The organism is Myxococcus sp. AB025B, assembly GCF_006518215.1.
GTDB classification, from domain to species: domain Bacteria; phylum Myxococcota; class Myxococcia; order Myxococcales; family Myxococcaceae; genus Myxococcus; species Myxococcus fulvus.
This window is the reverse complement of the sequence record NZ_SRLW01000030.1, coordinates 1-15,833: the sequence shown is the minus strand read 5'-3', so window position 1 is coordinate 15,833 and position 15,833 is coordinate 1. Positions and strand designations below refer to the sequence as shown.

General features: G+C 71.3%; 12 protein-coding genes. 7 read left to right on the top strand and 5 right to left on the bottom strand.

Translation table 11 applies throughout. The features are described 5' to 3' along the window. Window positions 1-37: 37 nt before the first annotated feature. From FL311_RS07390 to FL311_RS07360, 7 genes are all read left to right on the top strand, one after another. Window positions 38-1,129 (top strand): hemin-degrading factor, encoded by a 1,092-nt coding sequence (locus FL311_RS07390; protein WP_141324229.1) that lies wholly within the window; start codon window positions 38-40, stop codon window positions 1,127-1,129. Beyond that, window positions 1,126-2,022 (top strand): hemin ABC transporter substrate-binding protein, encoded by an 897-nt coding sequence (locus FL311_RS07385; RefSeq protein WP_141324228.1) that lies wholly within the window; start codon window positions 1,126-1,128, stop codon window positions 2,020-2,022. The genes FL311_RS07390 and FL311_RS07385 overlap by 4 nt, the downstream gene beginning before the upstream one ends. After that, the gene (locus FL311_RS07380) at window positions 2,019-3,116 is read left to right on the top strand and encodes an iron ABC transporter permease (RefSeq protein ID WP_141324227.1); all 1,098 of its coding nucleotides are present in this window, start codon (window positions 2,019-2,021) and stop codon (window positions 3,114-3,116) included. The genes FL311_RS07385 and FL311_RS07380 overlap by 4 nt, the downstream gene beginning before the upstream one ends. After that, on the top strand, window positions 3,113-3,916 hold the full coding sequence (locus tag FL311_RS07375) for a heme ABC transporter ATP-binding protein (protein WP_141324226.1): 804 nt from the start codon (window positions 3,113-3,115) through the stop codon (window positions 3,914-3,916). The genes FL311_RS07380 and FL311_RS07375 overlap by 4 nt, the downstream gene beginning before the upstream one ends. Before the next feature lie 270 nt (window positions 3,917-4,186). Further along, entirely contained in the window at window positions 4,187-5,878 is a 1,692-nt protein-coding gene (locus FL311_RS07370) for a hypothetical protein (protein ID WP_153882670.1), read from the top strand. Window positions 5,879-6,385: 507 nt separating this feature from the next. Next, window positions 6,386-6,784, top strand: coding sequence for a hypothetical protein (locus FL311_RS07365; RefSeq protein WP_141324225.1), 399 nt, complete (start codon window positions 6,386-6,388; stop codon window positions 6,782-6,784). Window positions 6,785-6,954: 170 nt separating this feature from the next. Next, a complete protein-coding gene (locus FL311_RS07360) occupies window positions 6,955-7,803 on the top strand; it encodes a DMT family transporter (protein ID WP_141324224.1) in 849 nt (282 codons plus the stop codon). A 205-nt stretch (window positions 7,804-8,008) separates the two neighbouring features. Here FL311_RS07360 and FL311_RS07355 read toward each other — a convergent pair whose 3' ends face one another. The 5 genes from FL311_RS07355 to FL311_RS07335 all read right to left on the bottom strand — a co-directional run. Further along, window positions 8,009-9,934: a tetratricopeptide repeat protein gene (locus FL311_RS07355; RefSeq protein ID WP_141324223.1), complete on the bottom strand. Its 1,926-nt coding sequence runs from the start codon at window positions 9,932-9,934 to the stop codon at window positions 8,009-8,011. Further along, the gene (locus tag FL311_RS07350; protein WP_141324222.1) at window positions 9,934-10,572 is read right to left on the bottom strand and encodes a hypothetical protein; all 639 of its coding nucleotides are present in this window, start codon (window positions 10,570-10,572) and stop codon (window positions 9,934-9,936) included. The genes FL311_RS07355 and FL311_RS07350 overlap by 1 nt, the downstream gene beginning before the upstream one ends. Then, the gene (locus FL311_RS07345) at window positions 10,569-11,099 is read right to left on the bottom strand and encodes a hypothetical protein (protein WP_228556725.1); all 531 of its coding nucleotides are present in this window, start codon (window positions 11,097-11,099) and stop codon (window positions 10,569-10,571) included. The genes FL311_RS07350 and FL311_RS07345 overlap by 4 nt, the downstream gene beginning before the upstream one ends. Next, entirely contained in the window at window positions 11,096-14,368 is a 3,273-nt protein-coding gene (locus FL311_RS07340; protein WP_141324221.1) for a tetratricopeptide repeat protein, read from the bottom strand. The genes FL311_RS07345 and FL311_RS07340 overlap by 4 nt, the downstream gene beginning before the upstream one ends. After that, the coding region (locus FL311_RS07335) for a hypothetical protein (protein WP_228556724.1) at window positions 14,365-15,833 on the bottom strand (1,469 nt) is incomplete at its 5' end. The genes FL311_RS07335 and FL311_RS07340, both read right to left, overlap by 4 nt.

Genomic DNA, 15,833 nt, shown 5'->3' with positions numbered 1-15,833 from the left:
GGTCGCCGCTCTGTTCCCCCCTTTCCAGGTGTCCGCCATGATTTCCAACCCTGCCTCCACGGCCTCCTCCTCCGAGCCCACCGCCCTCCTCCAGCGCTGGAACGCGCTGCGCGAGGCCGAGCCGCGCACGCGCATCCGCGACGCGGCCCAGCAGCTGGGCGTGAGCGAGGCCCAGCTGCTCGCCACCGGCGTGGGCGGCGACGTCGTCCGGTTGGACCTGCGCCTCGATGCCCTGCTGCCCCGGCTGGACACGCTGGGCAAGGTGATGACGCTCACGCGCAACGAGAGCGCGGTGCACGAGAAGCGCGGCCTGTATCGCAACATCGAGGTGAACGGCGCCGTCGCGCTGGTGCTCGACGAGAACATCGACCTGCGCCTGTTCCTGACGCGCTGGCGCTTCGGCTACGCGGTGCGCGAGACGCGGCCCGAGGGCATCCGCCGCAGCCTGCACTTCTTCGACGCCACCGGCATGGCCCTCCACAAAATCTATCTGGAGGACGCGCAGGGCGTCTCCGCGTTCGAGCGCATCGTCGAGGACTTCACCCACGCGGAGCAGACGAAGCTCGTCCCCGTGGAGGCGGCCACCGCTCCCGAGGCGCCGCGTCCGGACGCGGACATCGACGTGGCGGGCCTGGTGGAGGGCTGGCGCGGGCTGCAGGACACGCATGACTTCTTCCCGCTGCTGCGCCGCTTCAAGGTCGCGCGCACCCAGGCGCTGCGGCTGGTGGGCAAGGAGTTCGTCACGCCCGTGGCGCCCGCGTCGCTGACGTGGGTGCTGGAGAAGGTGGCGGCCTCGGGGCTGGCCATCATGGTGTTCGTGGGCAACCCCGGCGCCATCCAGATCCACACCGGCCCGGTGCACACGGTGAAGGCCATGGGCCCGTGGATGAACGTGCTGGACCCCAGCTTCAACCTGCACCTGCGCACCGACCACATCCACTCGGCCTGGATCGTCCGCAAGCCCACGCGGGACGGCGTCGTCACGTCGCTGGAGCTGTTCGACAAGGACGGCGAGAACATCGCGCTCCTCTTCGGCAAGCGGAAGCCGGGCGTGCCCGAGTCCACCGACTGGCGGGCCCTGGTGGAAGAGCTCGTCGCCGTGCTGCCCGCGCCCGGGGTGGCGTCATGAAGCGCTGGAGCCTGGGGCTCGCCGCGCTGCTCCTGTCGCAGGGGGCGCTGGCCGCCGCGCCCGCCGCGAAGAGCGCGCCCACGGGGGCTCCCGCGCCGAAGGGCGCGCCCGTGAAGCTGGTGACGGTGGGGCCCGCCGTCACCGAGACGGTGTTCGCGCTGGGGATGGGCGAGGCCGTGGTGGGCGTGGACGACACCAGCCTCGCGCTCCCGGTGGCGCGGGGCCGCCCCAAGGTGGGCTACCAGCGCGCGCTCGCGTCGGAGCCCCTGGTCGCGCTCGGCGCCACGGCGCTGCTCGCGTCCGAGGAGGCGGGGCCTCCGGGCGTGCTCGAGCAGCTGCGCTCGGCGGGCCTGGACGTCGTCATCCTGTCCAACAAGCCGACGCTGGACGAGGCGCGCAACCGCGTCCGCGTGCTCGCCAGGAAGCTGGGGCGCGAGTCCCAGGGCGAGGCGCTGGTGGCGGACCTGGAGAAGCAGCTCCAGGACGCGGCGGCGCGGGCCGCCAAGGGCAAGCAGGGCAAGCCCGTGCGCATCCTCGCGCTGTACGCGCGGGGCGCCAACGCGCTGATGGTGGCGGGCAAGCAGACGCCCACCGACGAGCTCATCCGCCTGTCGGGCGGCGTCAACGCCGTGACGGAGTACTCGGGGCACCGGCCGCTGACGGCGGAGGGTGTCATCGTCGCGGCGCCCGACATCATCCTGGTGCCAGACGGCACGCTGACGGCGCTCGGCGGTGAGGCGGCGCTCCGCAACGTGCCGGGGCTGTCCCAGGTGAAGGGCTGGAAGACGACCACCGTCGAGGACGTGCACTTCATGAGCCTGGGGCCGAACCTGGGCAAGGCCGTGCAGCGCATCCAGGACGGCATGGGGTTGCCGGCGCGGGACGCGAAATGAGCGCCTCGGACGTGGCACCGGCTCCCGCGAGCTATCCCGCGCGCGAGCTGGTGAATCCGGCCCGGCTCCGTCCACGTCCGTGGTGGGTGTTGGGCGCGGTGCTCGCGGTGGCCGCGCTGACGTCGCTCTCGGTGGGCTCGGTGCGGGTGCCGCTGTTGGGGCTGGCGGGCAGCGTGCTGGGAGCGCTCGGAGTGGAGACGGGACATCGGCTGGAGGCCGTGCAGGAGGCGGTGTTGCTGTCCATCCGCCTGCCGCGCGTGGTGCTCGGGGTGATGGTGGGCGCGGTGCTGGCCACGTGCGGCGCGGCGCTCCAGGCCCTGTTCCGCAACCCGCTCGTGGAGCCGGGGTTGTTGGGCACCTCGGGCGGCGCGGCGCTGGGCGCGGTGCTGGCCATCATCCTGGACCTGTCCATCGATTCGAGGCTGGGCGCGTTCCGGCTGCTGGCGGTGCCGGGCATGGCCTTCATGGGCGCGCTGGGCGCGACGTTGCTCGCGCAGCGGCTGGGCACGGGGGGAGGACGCTCGGAGACGACGCGGGTGCTGCTCGCGGGCGTGGCGGTGACGGCGGGCGCGGGGGCGGGCATCGGCCTGCTCACGCACATCGCGACCGACGCGCAGCTGCGCACCATCACCTTCTGGACGTGGGGCAGCCTGAGCGGGTCCTCGTGGAGCGTGGTGGGCGCGGCCGCGGCGCCGCTCTTGGTGGCGCTGGCGCTGCTGTTGCGCGAGGCGCGCTCGCTCAACCTGCTGCTGCTGGGAGAGCGCGAGGCGTGGCACCTGGGCGTGGACGTGGAGCGGCTCAAGCGCAGGCTCATCCTGGCGGGAGCGCTCGGCGTCGGGGCGGCGGTGTCTGCGTCGGGCGTCATCGGCTTCGTGGGCCTGATGGTCCCCGCGCTGCTGCGGCTCGGGATGGGGCCGGACCACCGGCGGTTGATGGGGGCCTCGGCGCTGCTGGGCGCGGCGCTGCTCGTCGTGGCGGACACGCTGACGCGCACCCTGGCGGCTCCGGTGGAGCTGCCCGTGGGCGCGCTGACGTCGGCGCTGGGGGTGCCCGTCTTCATCGTGTTGCTGGCGCGCGGCAAGGGGACCCTATGAGCCTGGAGGCACGAGGAGTCGAGGTGTGGCGGGGCCGAGGGCGCACGCTGGGGCCGCTGTCCCTGGAGCTGGTGCCCGGCGAGGTGCTCGCCGTGGTGGGGCCCAACGGCGCGGGCAAGTCCACGCTGTTGTCCGCGTTCTCGGGCGAGCTGCCCTGCACCGTGGGCGAGGTGCTGCTGGATGGGCGCCCGCTCTTGAAGTGGCCGTCTCGCGAGCGCGCGCTGCGGCTGGGCGTGCTCCCGCAGGAGTCGTCCCTGGGGTTCGGCTTCACCGTGCTGGAGGTGGCGCTGCTGGGACGCAGTCCGCATCCGATGCGCGGTGACAGTGGCGCGGACCTGGACGTGGCGCAGGCGGCGCTGGACGTGATGGACATCCGTCACCTGTCCTCGCGTCCGTATACGTCGCTGTCGGGCGGCGAGCGGCAGCGCGTGCAGCTGGCGCGCGTGTTGGCGCAACTCTGGGATGCGCCCGCGCATGGGGGCCGTTACCTGTTGCTCGACGAGCCCACGTCGAGCCTGGATTTGTCGCATCAGCACCTGGTGCTGGAAGAGGCGACGCACTTCGCGCGCAACGGTGGCGCGGTGCTCGCGGTGCTCCATGACTTGAACCTGGCGTCGCGGTACGCGCATCGCATCGCCGTCATCGCGGGAGGTCGGTTGGTGGAGCTGGGCCCTCCCGCGCAGGTGCTCCGCGCGGACCTCATCGCGAGCACCTTTGGTCTGCAGGTCCAGGTCGTCGAGTGGCCGGAGGTGCCCGGTCCCTTCGTCATCCCCTCGGGCCGCGTCTCACCTCCCGCGTGAGCGGGAGTCTGGCAGTTGTTGTCTGAAGCTGCTTCTCGCGGGGGTGTGCGGCGAACCCGGCCTCCCTCCAGGCTGTACCGCCGGGCGCCCGCCCCCGCGAGGAGTGTTCTTGTCTGACCCCAGGCTGACCGCCCGTCCTCGGGCGTGGAGCAGCCGGGCAGGCGGTGTTCCAGCTGCTGTTGTCTCCTGATGGACAGAGTGCGCGCTCGGATGCGAGCGAGCAGGGGACCCCCGCGCTTCCTGCTCCTGCGGTCCTCGGAGGAGCGCGTGTTGTCCTGCCGCGCACCCGTCACCAGTGTGGCGGGCGTGGAGGATGTCCCCCTGGTGGGTTTCGAGTCCGCGGTGCGAGCGTGGGCGCTGGTGGTGTGGAGCGTGGGGTTGCTGGCGTGCGGCGCGGGCGCGCCCTGTGATTCCGCGTGCGAGCCCTCCGATGAGGCGTGCCGACAGAGCGCGTGCGGCGCCCTGCCCGAGGAGAGCCCTCGGATGCGCATCGCCTGTGACGCGCTTCCCCCCGAGGGGCGATGTCTGGGCCCTCGCGTGGTGGAGCGCTGTGTCGATGGACGGCTCCAGCAGCGGGACTGCGCGATGGGTGAGGCCTGTGTGGAAGCAGGTGGCGCGCACTGCGAGGCCGCGGCGGCCTGTGTGGAGGGCATGTCCCGTTGCTCCGACGCGGGCGCGCTGGAGCGCTGCGCGGATGGGCGCTGGGCGTCCTCCGCGTGTGACGCGGGCTGTGTGGCGGAGGGGAACCGCGGTTTCTGCGGCGCTCCCGGGCGGACGCTGAGCGGCGTGGCCCGCTATGCGCGGCGACTGCCGGACCCGTCGTTCCGCGACTGGGCGCCGGAGGCGGAGTGGGTGTCCGCGCGGGGCTTCCTCGTCGCGTCGTTCCAGGGCGGGGCGCTCGTGGACCTGGCCGTGACGGATGGCTCCGGGCGGTTCACCGTGCGCGTGGCGCGGGAGGTGGGCGCGGAGGACGCCGTGGTGGTGTACGCGGCGGGGCAGGGGCAGACGGGGTTGGTGGAGTACGCGGTGGCGGACCCGGGACTGTCGGGTGCGCAGGGCGTGCCCGCGACGCCTGGTTCCTCGGCGCGCATCTGGAGCTGGTCGAGGCCGACGCGTGCGCTGCTCGATTCACCCGTGGTCGCCATCGAGGAGTCCGAGGGCTCCGGGGCCGCGGCGGTGTTCGAGGCGGTGAGCGCGGCGTGGCACGGGACGCGGGAGCGATATGGCGACACGGGGCTGCCGCTGGTGGCCTGGCTGGGCTTCGGTACGACGTGGTCCTGTGGGGCGTGCTTCGCGCCGTGGCAGGTGACGGCGGTGGGGCGCCGCTGGTCCGCGCAGCTCTGGCTGCCCGGGGACTCGGATGCGGCGTGGTGGTCCGAGGCGATGGTGCTCCACGAGCTGGGACACTGGGCCATGGCGAGCCATGGGACGAGCCCGGCCGAGGGCGGGCCTCATTTCCTGGGCGTGCCGACGTTTCCGGGGCAGGCGTGGAGCGAGGGGTGGGCCACATGGTTCAGCTCGGACACACGTGGCAGTCCCCGCTACTACGACCGCCAGGGCGGGACGATGTTCTGGCTGGACCTGGAGACACGCTCACCGGAGATGATTGCGTGGAGCCGGCCTCGTCCCGAGGACGGGCTGCTCCAGCCCATCGAGGAGAACGAGGTGGCCGCCATCCTCTATCGGCTGGGCACGAGCACGCCGTCGCGGCAGCTGTTGTACGAGTCGCTCGCGGCTCCGGCGATGAACCTGGCTCCGTGGGCGCGGGGCTATCGCAAGCACACGTGGCGCATGGAGGAGGGGACGCCCGTGGATGTGGCGGAGACGCTGGAGGCCGCGCCGTGTCTGGCGGACTTCCTGGATGCGCTCATGTGCGGAGGCTTTCCCCGCGAGCTGATGGACGCCGCCACCGAGCCCGCCGTGGCGTATCCGTATCCGAGCCACGCGCCCCTGTGCAGGTGAGCGGAGCATGTCCATGTTCGCGCCAGGGGCCGTAGGGAGTTCGTCGTGTCGATGATGGGGAGTGGACGCGGGTCGCCCATGAGGTGGCTCGAGAGTCCTCGACGGCGCATCGCGGGTGCGGTGCTGGCGTTGGTGGGAGCGCTCTCGGCGGGAGTGGCCTCGGGAGTGGAGCGAGCCCGAGGGCGTCCACGTAGGAGTCCGGAGCCTTCGCCGCCGCTCTCACAGCAGGAGGGCGCAGCCGTGGGCCGTGGAGTGTCTTCACGTGCCACGCCTCGGATGGCGCGCGAAGTGGAGGCACCTGCTCGGGCCTCGTCTCGCGGGAGCGTGTCGACGGCAACCGCCGTGGTGCGCGAGTCGGGTGCGCGTCATCAGGTGCGAGAGGCGCTCTTTCGGACACCTTCTTCGCGCGGTCGCGAGGAAGAACCCCGGACCTCGTCGGACGAACATGTCCACTCGGGAAGTGCCACGGGCGCGGCGATGGGGCTGACGTCGCGAATGCCCGCGCCGATGCGGGTCGATTGGCGCGAGGTGGTGTCCGAGGGCGGTGCTCTGTCACTCGTGGCCGAGGTGGAGCGACGCGCGGGTTTCGACGCGGACATCGAGGTGAGCATCGTGCTCCCCGAGGGTGCGCGTGTCGTCGAGGGCTCCACGGAGTTCGTGTTGCCGAGGAGCGCGGGGGCCCATGCTCGGGTGACGCCCTGTGTGGTGGCGGTTGCTCCCGGCGTGGTTCCGGAGACGGACCTGGTGTTGTCCGCGCAGGCGCGAGGCGGGTCCTTCGGGGCGCACGCGGAGGCGCGGTACACCTTCGGACGCGAGCGCCAGCTCGAACGTCAGCCCGTGCCCACGGGGCCGGTGTTGCCTGCACGGTTCTTCTCTGGGAGCGGGCCCGGTGAATCGGACCCGTGAGCAGGTGAGGACCTGCGCGAGGCGGATGGCGCGTCAACCTTCGCCCACCAGGCCCGGGTTCCTCTCGGGAGCGTGATGCCAGGCAGACCGGATGGCGCCTCGTGAGCAGATGAGGACCCGAGCGGGGCGGCTGGAGTAGATACGGAGCCTCGTCGTTCCGAGGTGCCTCGTTGCAGACCGCTGCCCTGGTGTTGGTGTTGCTGTCCGCCTTCCTCCACGCGTCGTGGAACGCGATGCTCAAGCGGCATCCGAATCCGGAGGCCGGGGTGGTGGGCGTCATCACCGTGGCCACGGTGGGCGGAGGACTGTGGGCGCTCGGGATGCGGGGCGATGCATTCCCGACGACGCGAGGGTTGATGTGGGCGCTGTGCGCGGGAGCGTGCGAGAGCGTCTACCTGGTGGCGCTCGCGCGAGCCCTGCGCCGGGCACCGCTGGGGCTCGCGTACACGGTGTCGCGCGGTGGCGCGATGTTGCTGGTGTGGCCGGTGTCGGTGCTGCTGCTGGCGGAGCGCGTGTCCGTGTGGTCACTGACGGGCGCGTGGGTGCTGGGCGCGGGGCTGGTGGTGATGCACGTGTCGCGTCCTCAGGGCCGCGCGGCCTCGGGCGTCGCGTGGGCCGCGCTGTCAGCGGTGGCGATTGCGGGCTATCACCTGAGCTACAAGCTGGCGCTGGCGGAGCGTGCGCTGCCGCCCGCCCTGTTCACCACGGGCCTGCTCATCGCGCTCCCGGTGTTGATGGTGGAGCGCGGGCGACAGCTCGGCTTCGTGGAGCTCCTGCGACAGGCGTGGTGCCGGCCCTGGCTGGTGCTCATCGGCGGAACCATCAGCATGCTGTCCTTCTCGCTCTTGCTGACGGCGTTGAGTGACAGCGGGGCAGGGGTGGTGCTCACGCTGCGCAACACCTCCATTGCCTTCGCGCTGCTGCTCGCCGCGTTCCAGGGAGAGCGCCTCGGACACCGTCAGCTCTCGGGTGCGGTGCTCGTGTCCGTGGGTGCGGTGCTGCTCGGCATCCCGGCGTAACAACCGCCCATGCGGAGTGAACTCAGGAGGAGCCGCTGCTGTGTCCGCTGGCGTGAAGCCGCTGGCTGGGGGGACGCGCCAGCGCGGACACGGTGCTCGCGTCAGTCGGTGCTGCTCGGCATCCCGGCGTGAATCACCGCCACTCGGACCCGGGCCAGGGCCGTGGCCCCGGGTTGACGAGGGCGGGCATTCGCCCGCCGGCTGACTACTCCGCCTTCGCGGACGCGGCACCGCCCAGGCGTTTCAGGGCGATTTGCGCATCCTCGTGATTCGGCTGGAGCTTCAGCGCCGTCTGATACTCCTGCTTCGCCTCATCCACACGCTGGGTCGCCTCGAGCAGCTGCCCCAGGGCGTTGTGCGGCTCGGCGAACGTCGGGTCCACCTGCGCGGAGCCCCGGAAGGACTTCTCCGCGTCCTTCGTGTTGCCCTGCTGGTACAGCGCATGGCCCAGGTACAACAACGTCAGCGCGTTGCGAGGCTCCACCGCCAGCGCATCACTCAGCACCTTGCGCGCCTTCGCCCCATCACCACCACGCAGGTACAGGAAGCCCAGCTCCGCGCGCGCCTCAATCTGCGCCGGGTCCTTGGCCACCACCGCCTCCAGCTCCGTCACCGCCAGCTCCGGTCGCCCGCGCCGCGAGTGGACGATGCCCAGCCGCGCCAGCGCCGCCGTGTCGGCCTCCTCGCCCTCCTTCGGGCGCAGGTACGTCTCCGCGCCGGGGTAGTCCCCCATCGCCATCAGCAGGTCCGCCAGCCCCAGCTTCGCCGCGCGGTGGTTCGGGTCCTCCTTCAGCACGCCCAGGAACAGGGGCTGCGCCTTCGCCGCCACGCGCTTCTTCGCGTACGTGTCCGCCAGCGCCAGCCGGTTCTCCACCGTCGGCGACAGGGCGACGCACTCCTCGTACTCCGCGATGGCGCCATCCAGGTCCCCCTTGGCCTTGAGCGCCTCGCCGTAACCCGCGCGCGCCGCCGCGTCCTTGGGGAACGCCTCCACCGCCGTCTTCAGCGTGGCCACCGCCTCGTCCGCCTTGCCCAGCGAGAGGTACGCCCGGGCCAGGCCCTGGTACGCCTCCGTCGTCTTCTTCCCGTCGTCGGAGCTCTTCTCGATGGCCTTCTTGAACGCCTCCACCGCCTGCTTCTTCTTGCCCTGCTCCAGGTACAGGTGGCCCAGCTGCGTGTACGGGCCACTGGCCCGACGCGGCTCGAGCACCAGCGCCTTCTCGAAGGCCTTGGTGGCGCGCACGTTGTCGCCCAGCTGGTAGTACGCGAGCCCCAGGTTGAAGTGCGCCTCCGCGTACTTCGGGTCCGCCGCGATGGCCTTGATGAACGCGTCGGTGGCCTTGCGCGGGTCGCCCTTCTCGTTGAGCGCCACGCCCAGGTTGTTCTGCGCGCGCGCGTGCTTCGGGTCCGCCGCGATGGCGCGCTGGTACTCGCCGATGGCGCCGTCGAAGTCGTTCTCGCGCAGCAGGATGACGCCCAGGTTGTAGTGCGCCTCCGCGTCACCCAGCTTCTCGCGCGTGGCCTCGCGCAAGGTCGCCTTCGCCTCGCCGTTGAGGCCCTTCTCCGCCAGCGCCTTGCCCAGGTTGATGCGCGCGACGTTCAACTGGCCGTTGAGCTTCAGCGCCTCACGGTATGCCTCGATGGCGTCGTCCGTGCGGTTGGCGCGCTGCAGGGCCTCGCCCAGGTTGAAGCGCAGCTCCGCGTCCTGGGGCGACAGCTCCACCGCCACCGAGTACTGGCTGATGGCCACGTCCGTCTCGTCCAGCACGCGCGCCAGCAGCCCGCGCTCCGAGCGCAGCGTCGCGTCCTCGGGGAAGGCCGCGATGGCCTGGTCCAGCAGCGTGCGCGCCTTCTGCGCGTCGCCCGCCAGCCTGAGCGCGCGGCCCAGCGCCAGCCTCGGCGGGACGAGCTCCGGCTCCAGCTCCACCAGCTTCGTCAGCGGCTCCACCGCCTTCTTCGGCTTGTTCAGCGCGAGGAAGGCCGTGCCCAGACGGTAGAGGGCGTCGGCGTCGTCCGGGGACGTGCGCAACCGGGCACTCTCCACCGCCGCGGTGCGTTCGAGCGCCGCCGCGTCGGGTTGAGACGTCTGGGCGGTGAGCAACTGGAGGACTAGGACGCCGGCTTTCGTCATCACAGGTTCTCCACGTAGGGACTGGCGCGCGCGTCGAACGTCTTCTTGGCGAGGGCGGACTTCTTCGCCTCCCACGCCTCACGCGCCGTCTTCTCTTCCTTCTCTTCCTCGGCGAGCTCGGCCCTCTCCGACTTCACCTCCGCCTCGCACTCGGCCACCTGCTCCTCGAACTCCTTCGGGTCCAGCTCCTGGCTGCCCTGTACCTTCGCCTTGCGGGCCGACGTCAGCTTGGCCAGCTCGAACTTCGCGAAGGCGCAGTCGCGCGCCAGCTCCGACACGTCCCGCAGGCCCACCGACAGCCGCTGCTTCGCGCGCAGGTACTCCACGCGCGCCTCGGACTCCTCGATGGCCAGCTTCGCCACCTCGCGCGACACCTCGTCCGTCGCCCGGTCCACCTCGTCCTCGGCCGCCTCCAAGCGGTCCTTGGCGCGGCGGATGTGGTCGCGGGCCCGGTCGATTTCGTTGTTCGCCTCGTCCACCTTGTCGACGGCGAGCGCCAGCTCGTTCTCCGCCTCGAGCAGCTCGATGCGGACCTCGAACGGGAGCTTCTTCACCAACGAGTTGGGCACCTTCATGCCGTAGCTGGAGCCGCAGCCGGCGGCGAGCAGGGGAAGGGTGAGCAGGAGCAAGTGCTTCATGGAACGGTGGCCTCGAAGCTGCCGAAGATGGTGCGGCCGGAATAGATGTCGGTGCCGTTGACGAACGTGACGTGGAACTCGCCGCTGATGCGCTGGCCCTGCGCCGTGGGAATCCGCTGCACCACCAGCGAGCCCCGCTCCAGCGGAGGGAAGACGCGCGCCGGCTCGTCCAGCACGCTGCGGCCGATGGCGCCTCGCTGCGCGCCACCCTCCAAAACCTCCGCGAGGTTGATGTCCAACCCGCCCGTGTAGCCCTCGGGAATCATGTCCCCCACGCGCGCGCTGACCTTCAGGAGCGTGTTGACGCCGGGCCCCTGCGGCTTGACGAAGTTGATGGACAGCTCGCCCTCGGCCAGCACCGCCTCCGAGCGCGTGTAGCGCAGGTCCAGCAGCGGCGACACGCTGCCCTCCAGCCGGCCGCCCTCGTCGCCGCACGCGCACAGACCGGCCACCAGCACGGCGGCCAGCGCCAGCCCCCGGAAGGGCCGGCCACTGGAGACGGACGTGGCGCGGATGCCCGGGCTCACTTGCACGCCTTCCAGCCCGCGCTGTCCACGTCCGAGCCCGTGAGCGAGCCCACGTCCTTGAGGACCGCCAGCTCCCGCCGGGCCCCGTCCACGTCGCCGAAGCGGCAGCGCAGCGCGGCCAGGTTGAGGCGGGCCTTGTCGTAGGTGGGGTCGGAGTCCATCGCCTTGGCGTAGGCCTCGCGCGCGCCCATCGCGTCGCCCATGTTGAGCAGCGCCCAGCCCAGCGCGGAGTGCGCCGAGGCCTTGGTGTCCTGCAGCTCCGTCACGCGGCCGAACGTCAGCTGCGCCACGCCGAACTGCCGCGCGTCCAGGTACGCCATGCCCAGCGCCTCCAGCGCCTCTACGCTGAGCGTGCGCTCGGCCTTCTTGCGCAGCTCGTCCAGCGCGGCCGACTGCATGGGCGCGCCCGGCTGCGGCACCGGCAGCGACGCCTGCTCGGAGCGGGCACGGCAGCCCACCACCGCCGCGTTGAAGACCTCCAGCGACTCGGCGCGGGACAGACACGCCTTGAAGGCCTCCTCGGAGCGCGCCTTGAGCGGCCCGACCTGCTCCTTCACCGCCGCCTGGAACTGCTGCGACTCGGAGGCCGACAGCCCGCCCGGCACCGGCGTGGACTCCACCACGTCCGCGATGTGCCCGTACGCCAGCGCCAGCCGCCACAGCGACGCCACCGCCCACTCGGGGTAACCCAGCGACGCGGCCTGCGTGTAGATGCCCTCCAGGCCCTGCAGCGCGGCGACCTTCTCCTCCACCTTGTCCGCTGGCAGGTCCTTGTAGCCGCGGTAGAGGATCTCGCCCAGGTACCACAGGCCCTTGGCCGCCTCCTCCGTCTGCCCATTGGGGCCCTGCACCGCCGTGGTGAGCGTGGCCACCAGCGCGTCCGCGCTCGCCGTGGGCGCCGTGGTCGCCTGCACCTCGGCGAGCACCGCCGCGGCGCCCGCGCTCCTGGGGTCCTGCTTCAGCGCGGCCTCCGCGGCCAGCTTCGCGCGCGAGTAGTCCTTCGCCTTCAGCCGCGCCTCGGCCAGCAGCACCAGCACGTCGCCCTTGCGAGCGCCGGAGGACTCCGCCGCCGTCTCCAGGTTGCGCGCGGCCTCCTTGTACTCGCCCAGCGCCATGCGCAGCCTGGCGCCCGCGAGCCACCCGTCCACGCCGGCCACGTCCGAGCCCAGCTTCTGGCCCACCTGCTCGAACCACGAAGCCGCCTCGCCGAACGCCGCGGCCTCCGCCGCGTGACGACCGAGCGTCAGGAGCACGTCCGACAGGTACTGGCTCTTGGGGTAGTCCTGCGACAGCTTGGAGCCCAGCTCGCGCTCGGCCTGCAAGTCCCGCTTCTCGCGCGCCGCCGTGAAGGCGCCGTACAGGGCCTTCTCGCCGATGTCGCTGTTCTTGTTGTCGTCGGCCACCTTCACGAGGCCCTGGATGACGTCGCCCGTCTCCTGGGCGCTCTGCAGGGCCAGCTCGTCGAGCGCCTCCGCGCGGCTCTGCGTGAGGATCTTCTGCACCTCCGCGCGGAAGTTGCCCGGCAGGGGCGCGCCGAGGAACTTCTTGCCCGTCTCGTCCAGGCCCTTGAAGTCGTTGACCTGCCGCAGGCTGTCCAGCGCCAGGTTGCCGGCGACGGTGGACTCCTTGTGCTGCGGATGGGAGAGGGCGAAGGCGGTGAACAGCTCCGCGGCCTTGGGGTAGTCGCCGTCCTCGTAGAAGGCGCGCGCGATGTTGAACTTCACGTCCAGGGCGTTGGGGCTCTTGGGGTAGCGCGACACGTACTCCGCGCCGAGCAGCTTCATGGCCTGGCGCGCGTCCGCCACCTCATACGCGTTGCGCTTGAGCGCCTCCTCCGGCTTGAGCGTGGAGAAGTGCGCGAGCAGCGCCGCGTAGAGGGCGTCCTCCTCGCCCTTCGCGTCCTTGGCCTTGGCCTCGTAGCGGGCCAGCTCCTCGAACTGGCGCGCCGCCTCCGGGAAGGCCTTGGCGGAGAAGAGCGCCTCCGCGCGGTTCTTCATCATCGGCCGCACGTATTGCTCGGGACGGAAGAGGCTCAGGTACGCCTCGTACGCCTCGGCGGTGCTCAGGTAGAGCTCCTTCTCCTCCTTCTTCTGCGCCGCCAGGTGCAGCTGGGTGGCCAGGTCGCGGCCCATCTCCTCCAGCTCCGCGAGCTGCTTCTTGCGCTCGACCTCCACCAGCTCCGGGTCCGTCTTGCTCTGCACCGCCGCGCGCACCAGCACGCGCAGGTCCTCCGGCTCCGGCAGCACCTTGCCCTTGGCCGCCTTGAGCGCGTCGTAGAGCTTCTGGCTCCGCTCCAGGTCCAGCTCCGGGTCGTGCTGGATCTCCATCAGCTTGCGCAGCGCGGGGATGGCCCACTCGTACTGCTGCTTGATGAAGTAGCGGTTGCCCAGCTTGTCCAGCGCGAGCGCGTACGTGGCCCGGCTGTCGCTGAGCTTCTCGAAGTAGTTGAGCGCGCCCTTGGCGGGCTTCGCCTCGGTGTAGCTGTAGACCAGGTCCAGCAGCGCCTCGCGCTTGACGTTGAGCGCCTTCTTCACGTCCACGCCCGGCAGGGGCGCGCTGGCCGCCGCGGCCTCGAAGAACGTCACCGCCTCCGCGTGCTTGGCCTGGTTCACGCGAATCCAGCCCATCTTGTAGCGGGCCAGGTCGTGAACGGGGGAGGGCGGCGCCTCGAGGATGGCCTGATAGTGCTTCTCCGCCTCGACCAGGTCGGCCTTGTCGAAGAAGTGGTCGCCGAGGATCTGCTCCGCCTCCAGCCTGAGCGGGCTGTTGGGGAACTTGCGCGTCAAATCGCCCAGCGTCTTGAGCATCTCGTCGAACTGGCCGAGCTCGCGCTGCTCGTGCGCCAGGTAGAACGTCACCTGGTCGCCGTCCTTGAAGTCCGGATACTCGCGCAACAGGCGGTAGTACATCTGCACCGCCTTCTGCTTCATCAGCCGCGTCTCGGGAGAGACGATGGCGCCCGTGGCTCCCTCGGGCCGGGACTCGGCCTGCAGGTAGTACACGTAGCGGCTCTTCTCCACGTAGAGCTCGGCCAGCCGGAACTGGAGGTCCGGCAGGTACGGCGCGTTGCGGCTCTTGGAGATGAGCTTCTCCGTCTCGCCGATGGCGCGGTCCACCTTGAAGATGTCGCGCTTGAGCTTGGCGATGAGCTCGTCGCGCTCCTTCGCCTTGGACACGATGGGGTTGAAGCCCGCGGCGTTGCGGCCAGGGCTTCCAGGGGCGGCCGCCAGCAGGGCGGCGGCAATCAGGCCGGTAAGCTGGCCGGTCATGGGGTCTCCTCGATGCAGCGGCTCTCGATGCTGACCCGGTACGACTTGAGCTCGTCGTTCCAGTACTCGCCGTCGAAGCGGAAGGCGACGCTGTCGGGCGTCAGCAGGGGCTCATCCACCGGCACCACCAGCTTGGAGCCCTTCTTCACGCGCTCGTACAGCTTCAGTCCCACTTCGTATTCCATCAGCCGCACCTGCTCGGCCGCGCGCAGGAGCGTGTCCGCCTCCTGCCGCACCGCCTTGGCCAGCCGCGCGTCGTACACCCGCACGGCCTCCGCGCGGGACAGGTCATACAGCTTCGTCAGGTGGGTGAAGAGCCGGTCGCCGAAGCTGCCGGCGTAGCGGCCCAGGCGCTCGCCCTCCAGGTCCAGCGTCTCCACGAAGCGCGCCGCCCGCTTCGTGCCGCCGTGCGAGTTGGCCGCGCGGCGCAGGCGGATGTCCTGCGTCAGGTCATCGCGGTTGCGCACCGCCTCCAGCGAGTCCGCGAAGCGGCGCGTGAGCTCCTTGGCGGCGCGCTTGGCGGGCAGGTAGTGGCACAGGTCGCGGTAGATGAGCGCGCGCAGCAGGTACTTGTCCGGCAGGAACTCGTCGCGGAAGGACGGCGCGTCCAGCGTGGTGAGGATGCCCAGCGACGCGCGCGGCTCACCCAGCTTGTAGCGGGTCCACGCCTCCTCCAGGTAGAGGCTGGCGCGGCCCGGGTCCAGCTCGGGCAGCTTCACCAGGTTGTAGGCCTCCAGCGCGCCCGTGTAGTCCTGGCGCTCGTAGCGCAGGCGGGCCACCGCGAGCGCCGCCTCGTTGCGCGCCGAGCGGGTGAGCTTCTCGTCCTTGGACAGCGTGAGGAAGTCTGAGATGAGCTCCTCGGACGGCTCCTTCACCTGCTTGAGCCGGGTGACGAGCAGCGCGAACTTCGCGTGGCTCGCCTCCGCGCTCGTCTCCGCCAGCTTGGCGAAGTGCGTGTTGGCCCAGCGCTCGTTGCCCACGCGCAGGTCCACCAGGCCCTGCTGGTAGTGCGCGTACGCGCCCGTGTCCTCGGGCAGGAAGCCCAGGTCCAGCGCGCCGAACACCTGCTCGTCGATCATCACGTCATCGTGCGGCTGGTCCGTCAGCGCCTTGAGGGCGTCGAGCGCGCGCGGGATGACGTTGGGGTTGGTGCGCTCGCGCGCGATGCGCGCCAGGTACGACGCGCCCGCGTGCGTGAGCCCCAGGTCGATGAGGCTCCTGGCCAGGAAGTACTGGCCCCAGGCGTAGTTGTCGTCCGTCTTGGGCGCGGCCTCGAGCCAGGCGTACAGGGGGCCGGCGGCGTCGCGCGGCTTGCCGTCGAAGTAGTCCTGCAGCGCGCGGTCGAACGTGGCCGGGTCCACCTTCTGCGGCAGCGACGCCGGGGGAGCCTCGGCCTTCTTGTCGCCCTCGGCCTTCTTGTCGGCGCCGCTCGCCTCCGGGGGGGCGCTGCCTTCAGCCGGCGGGG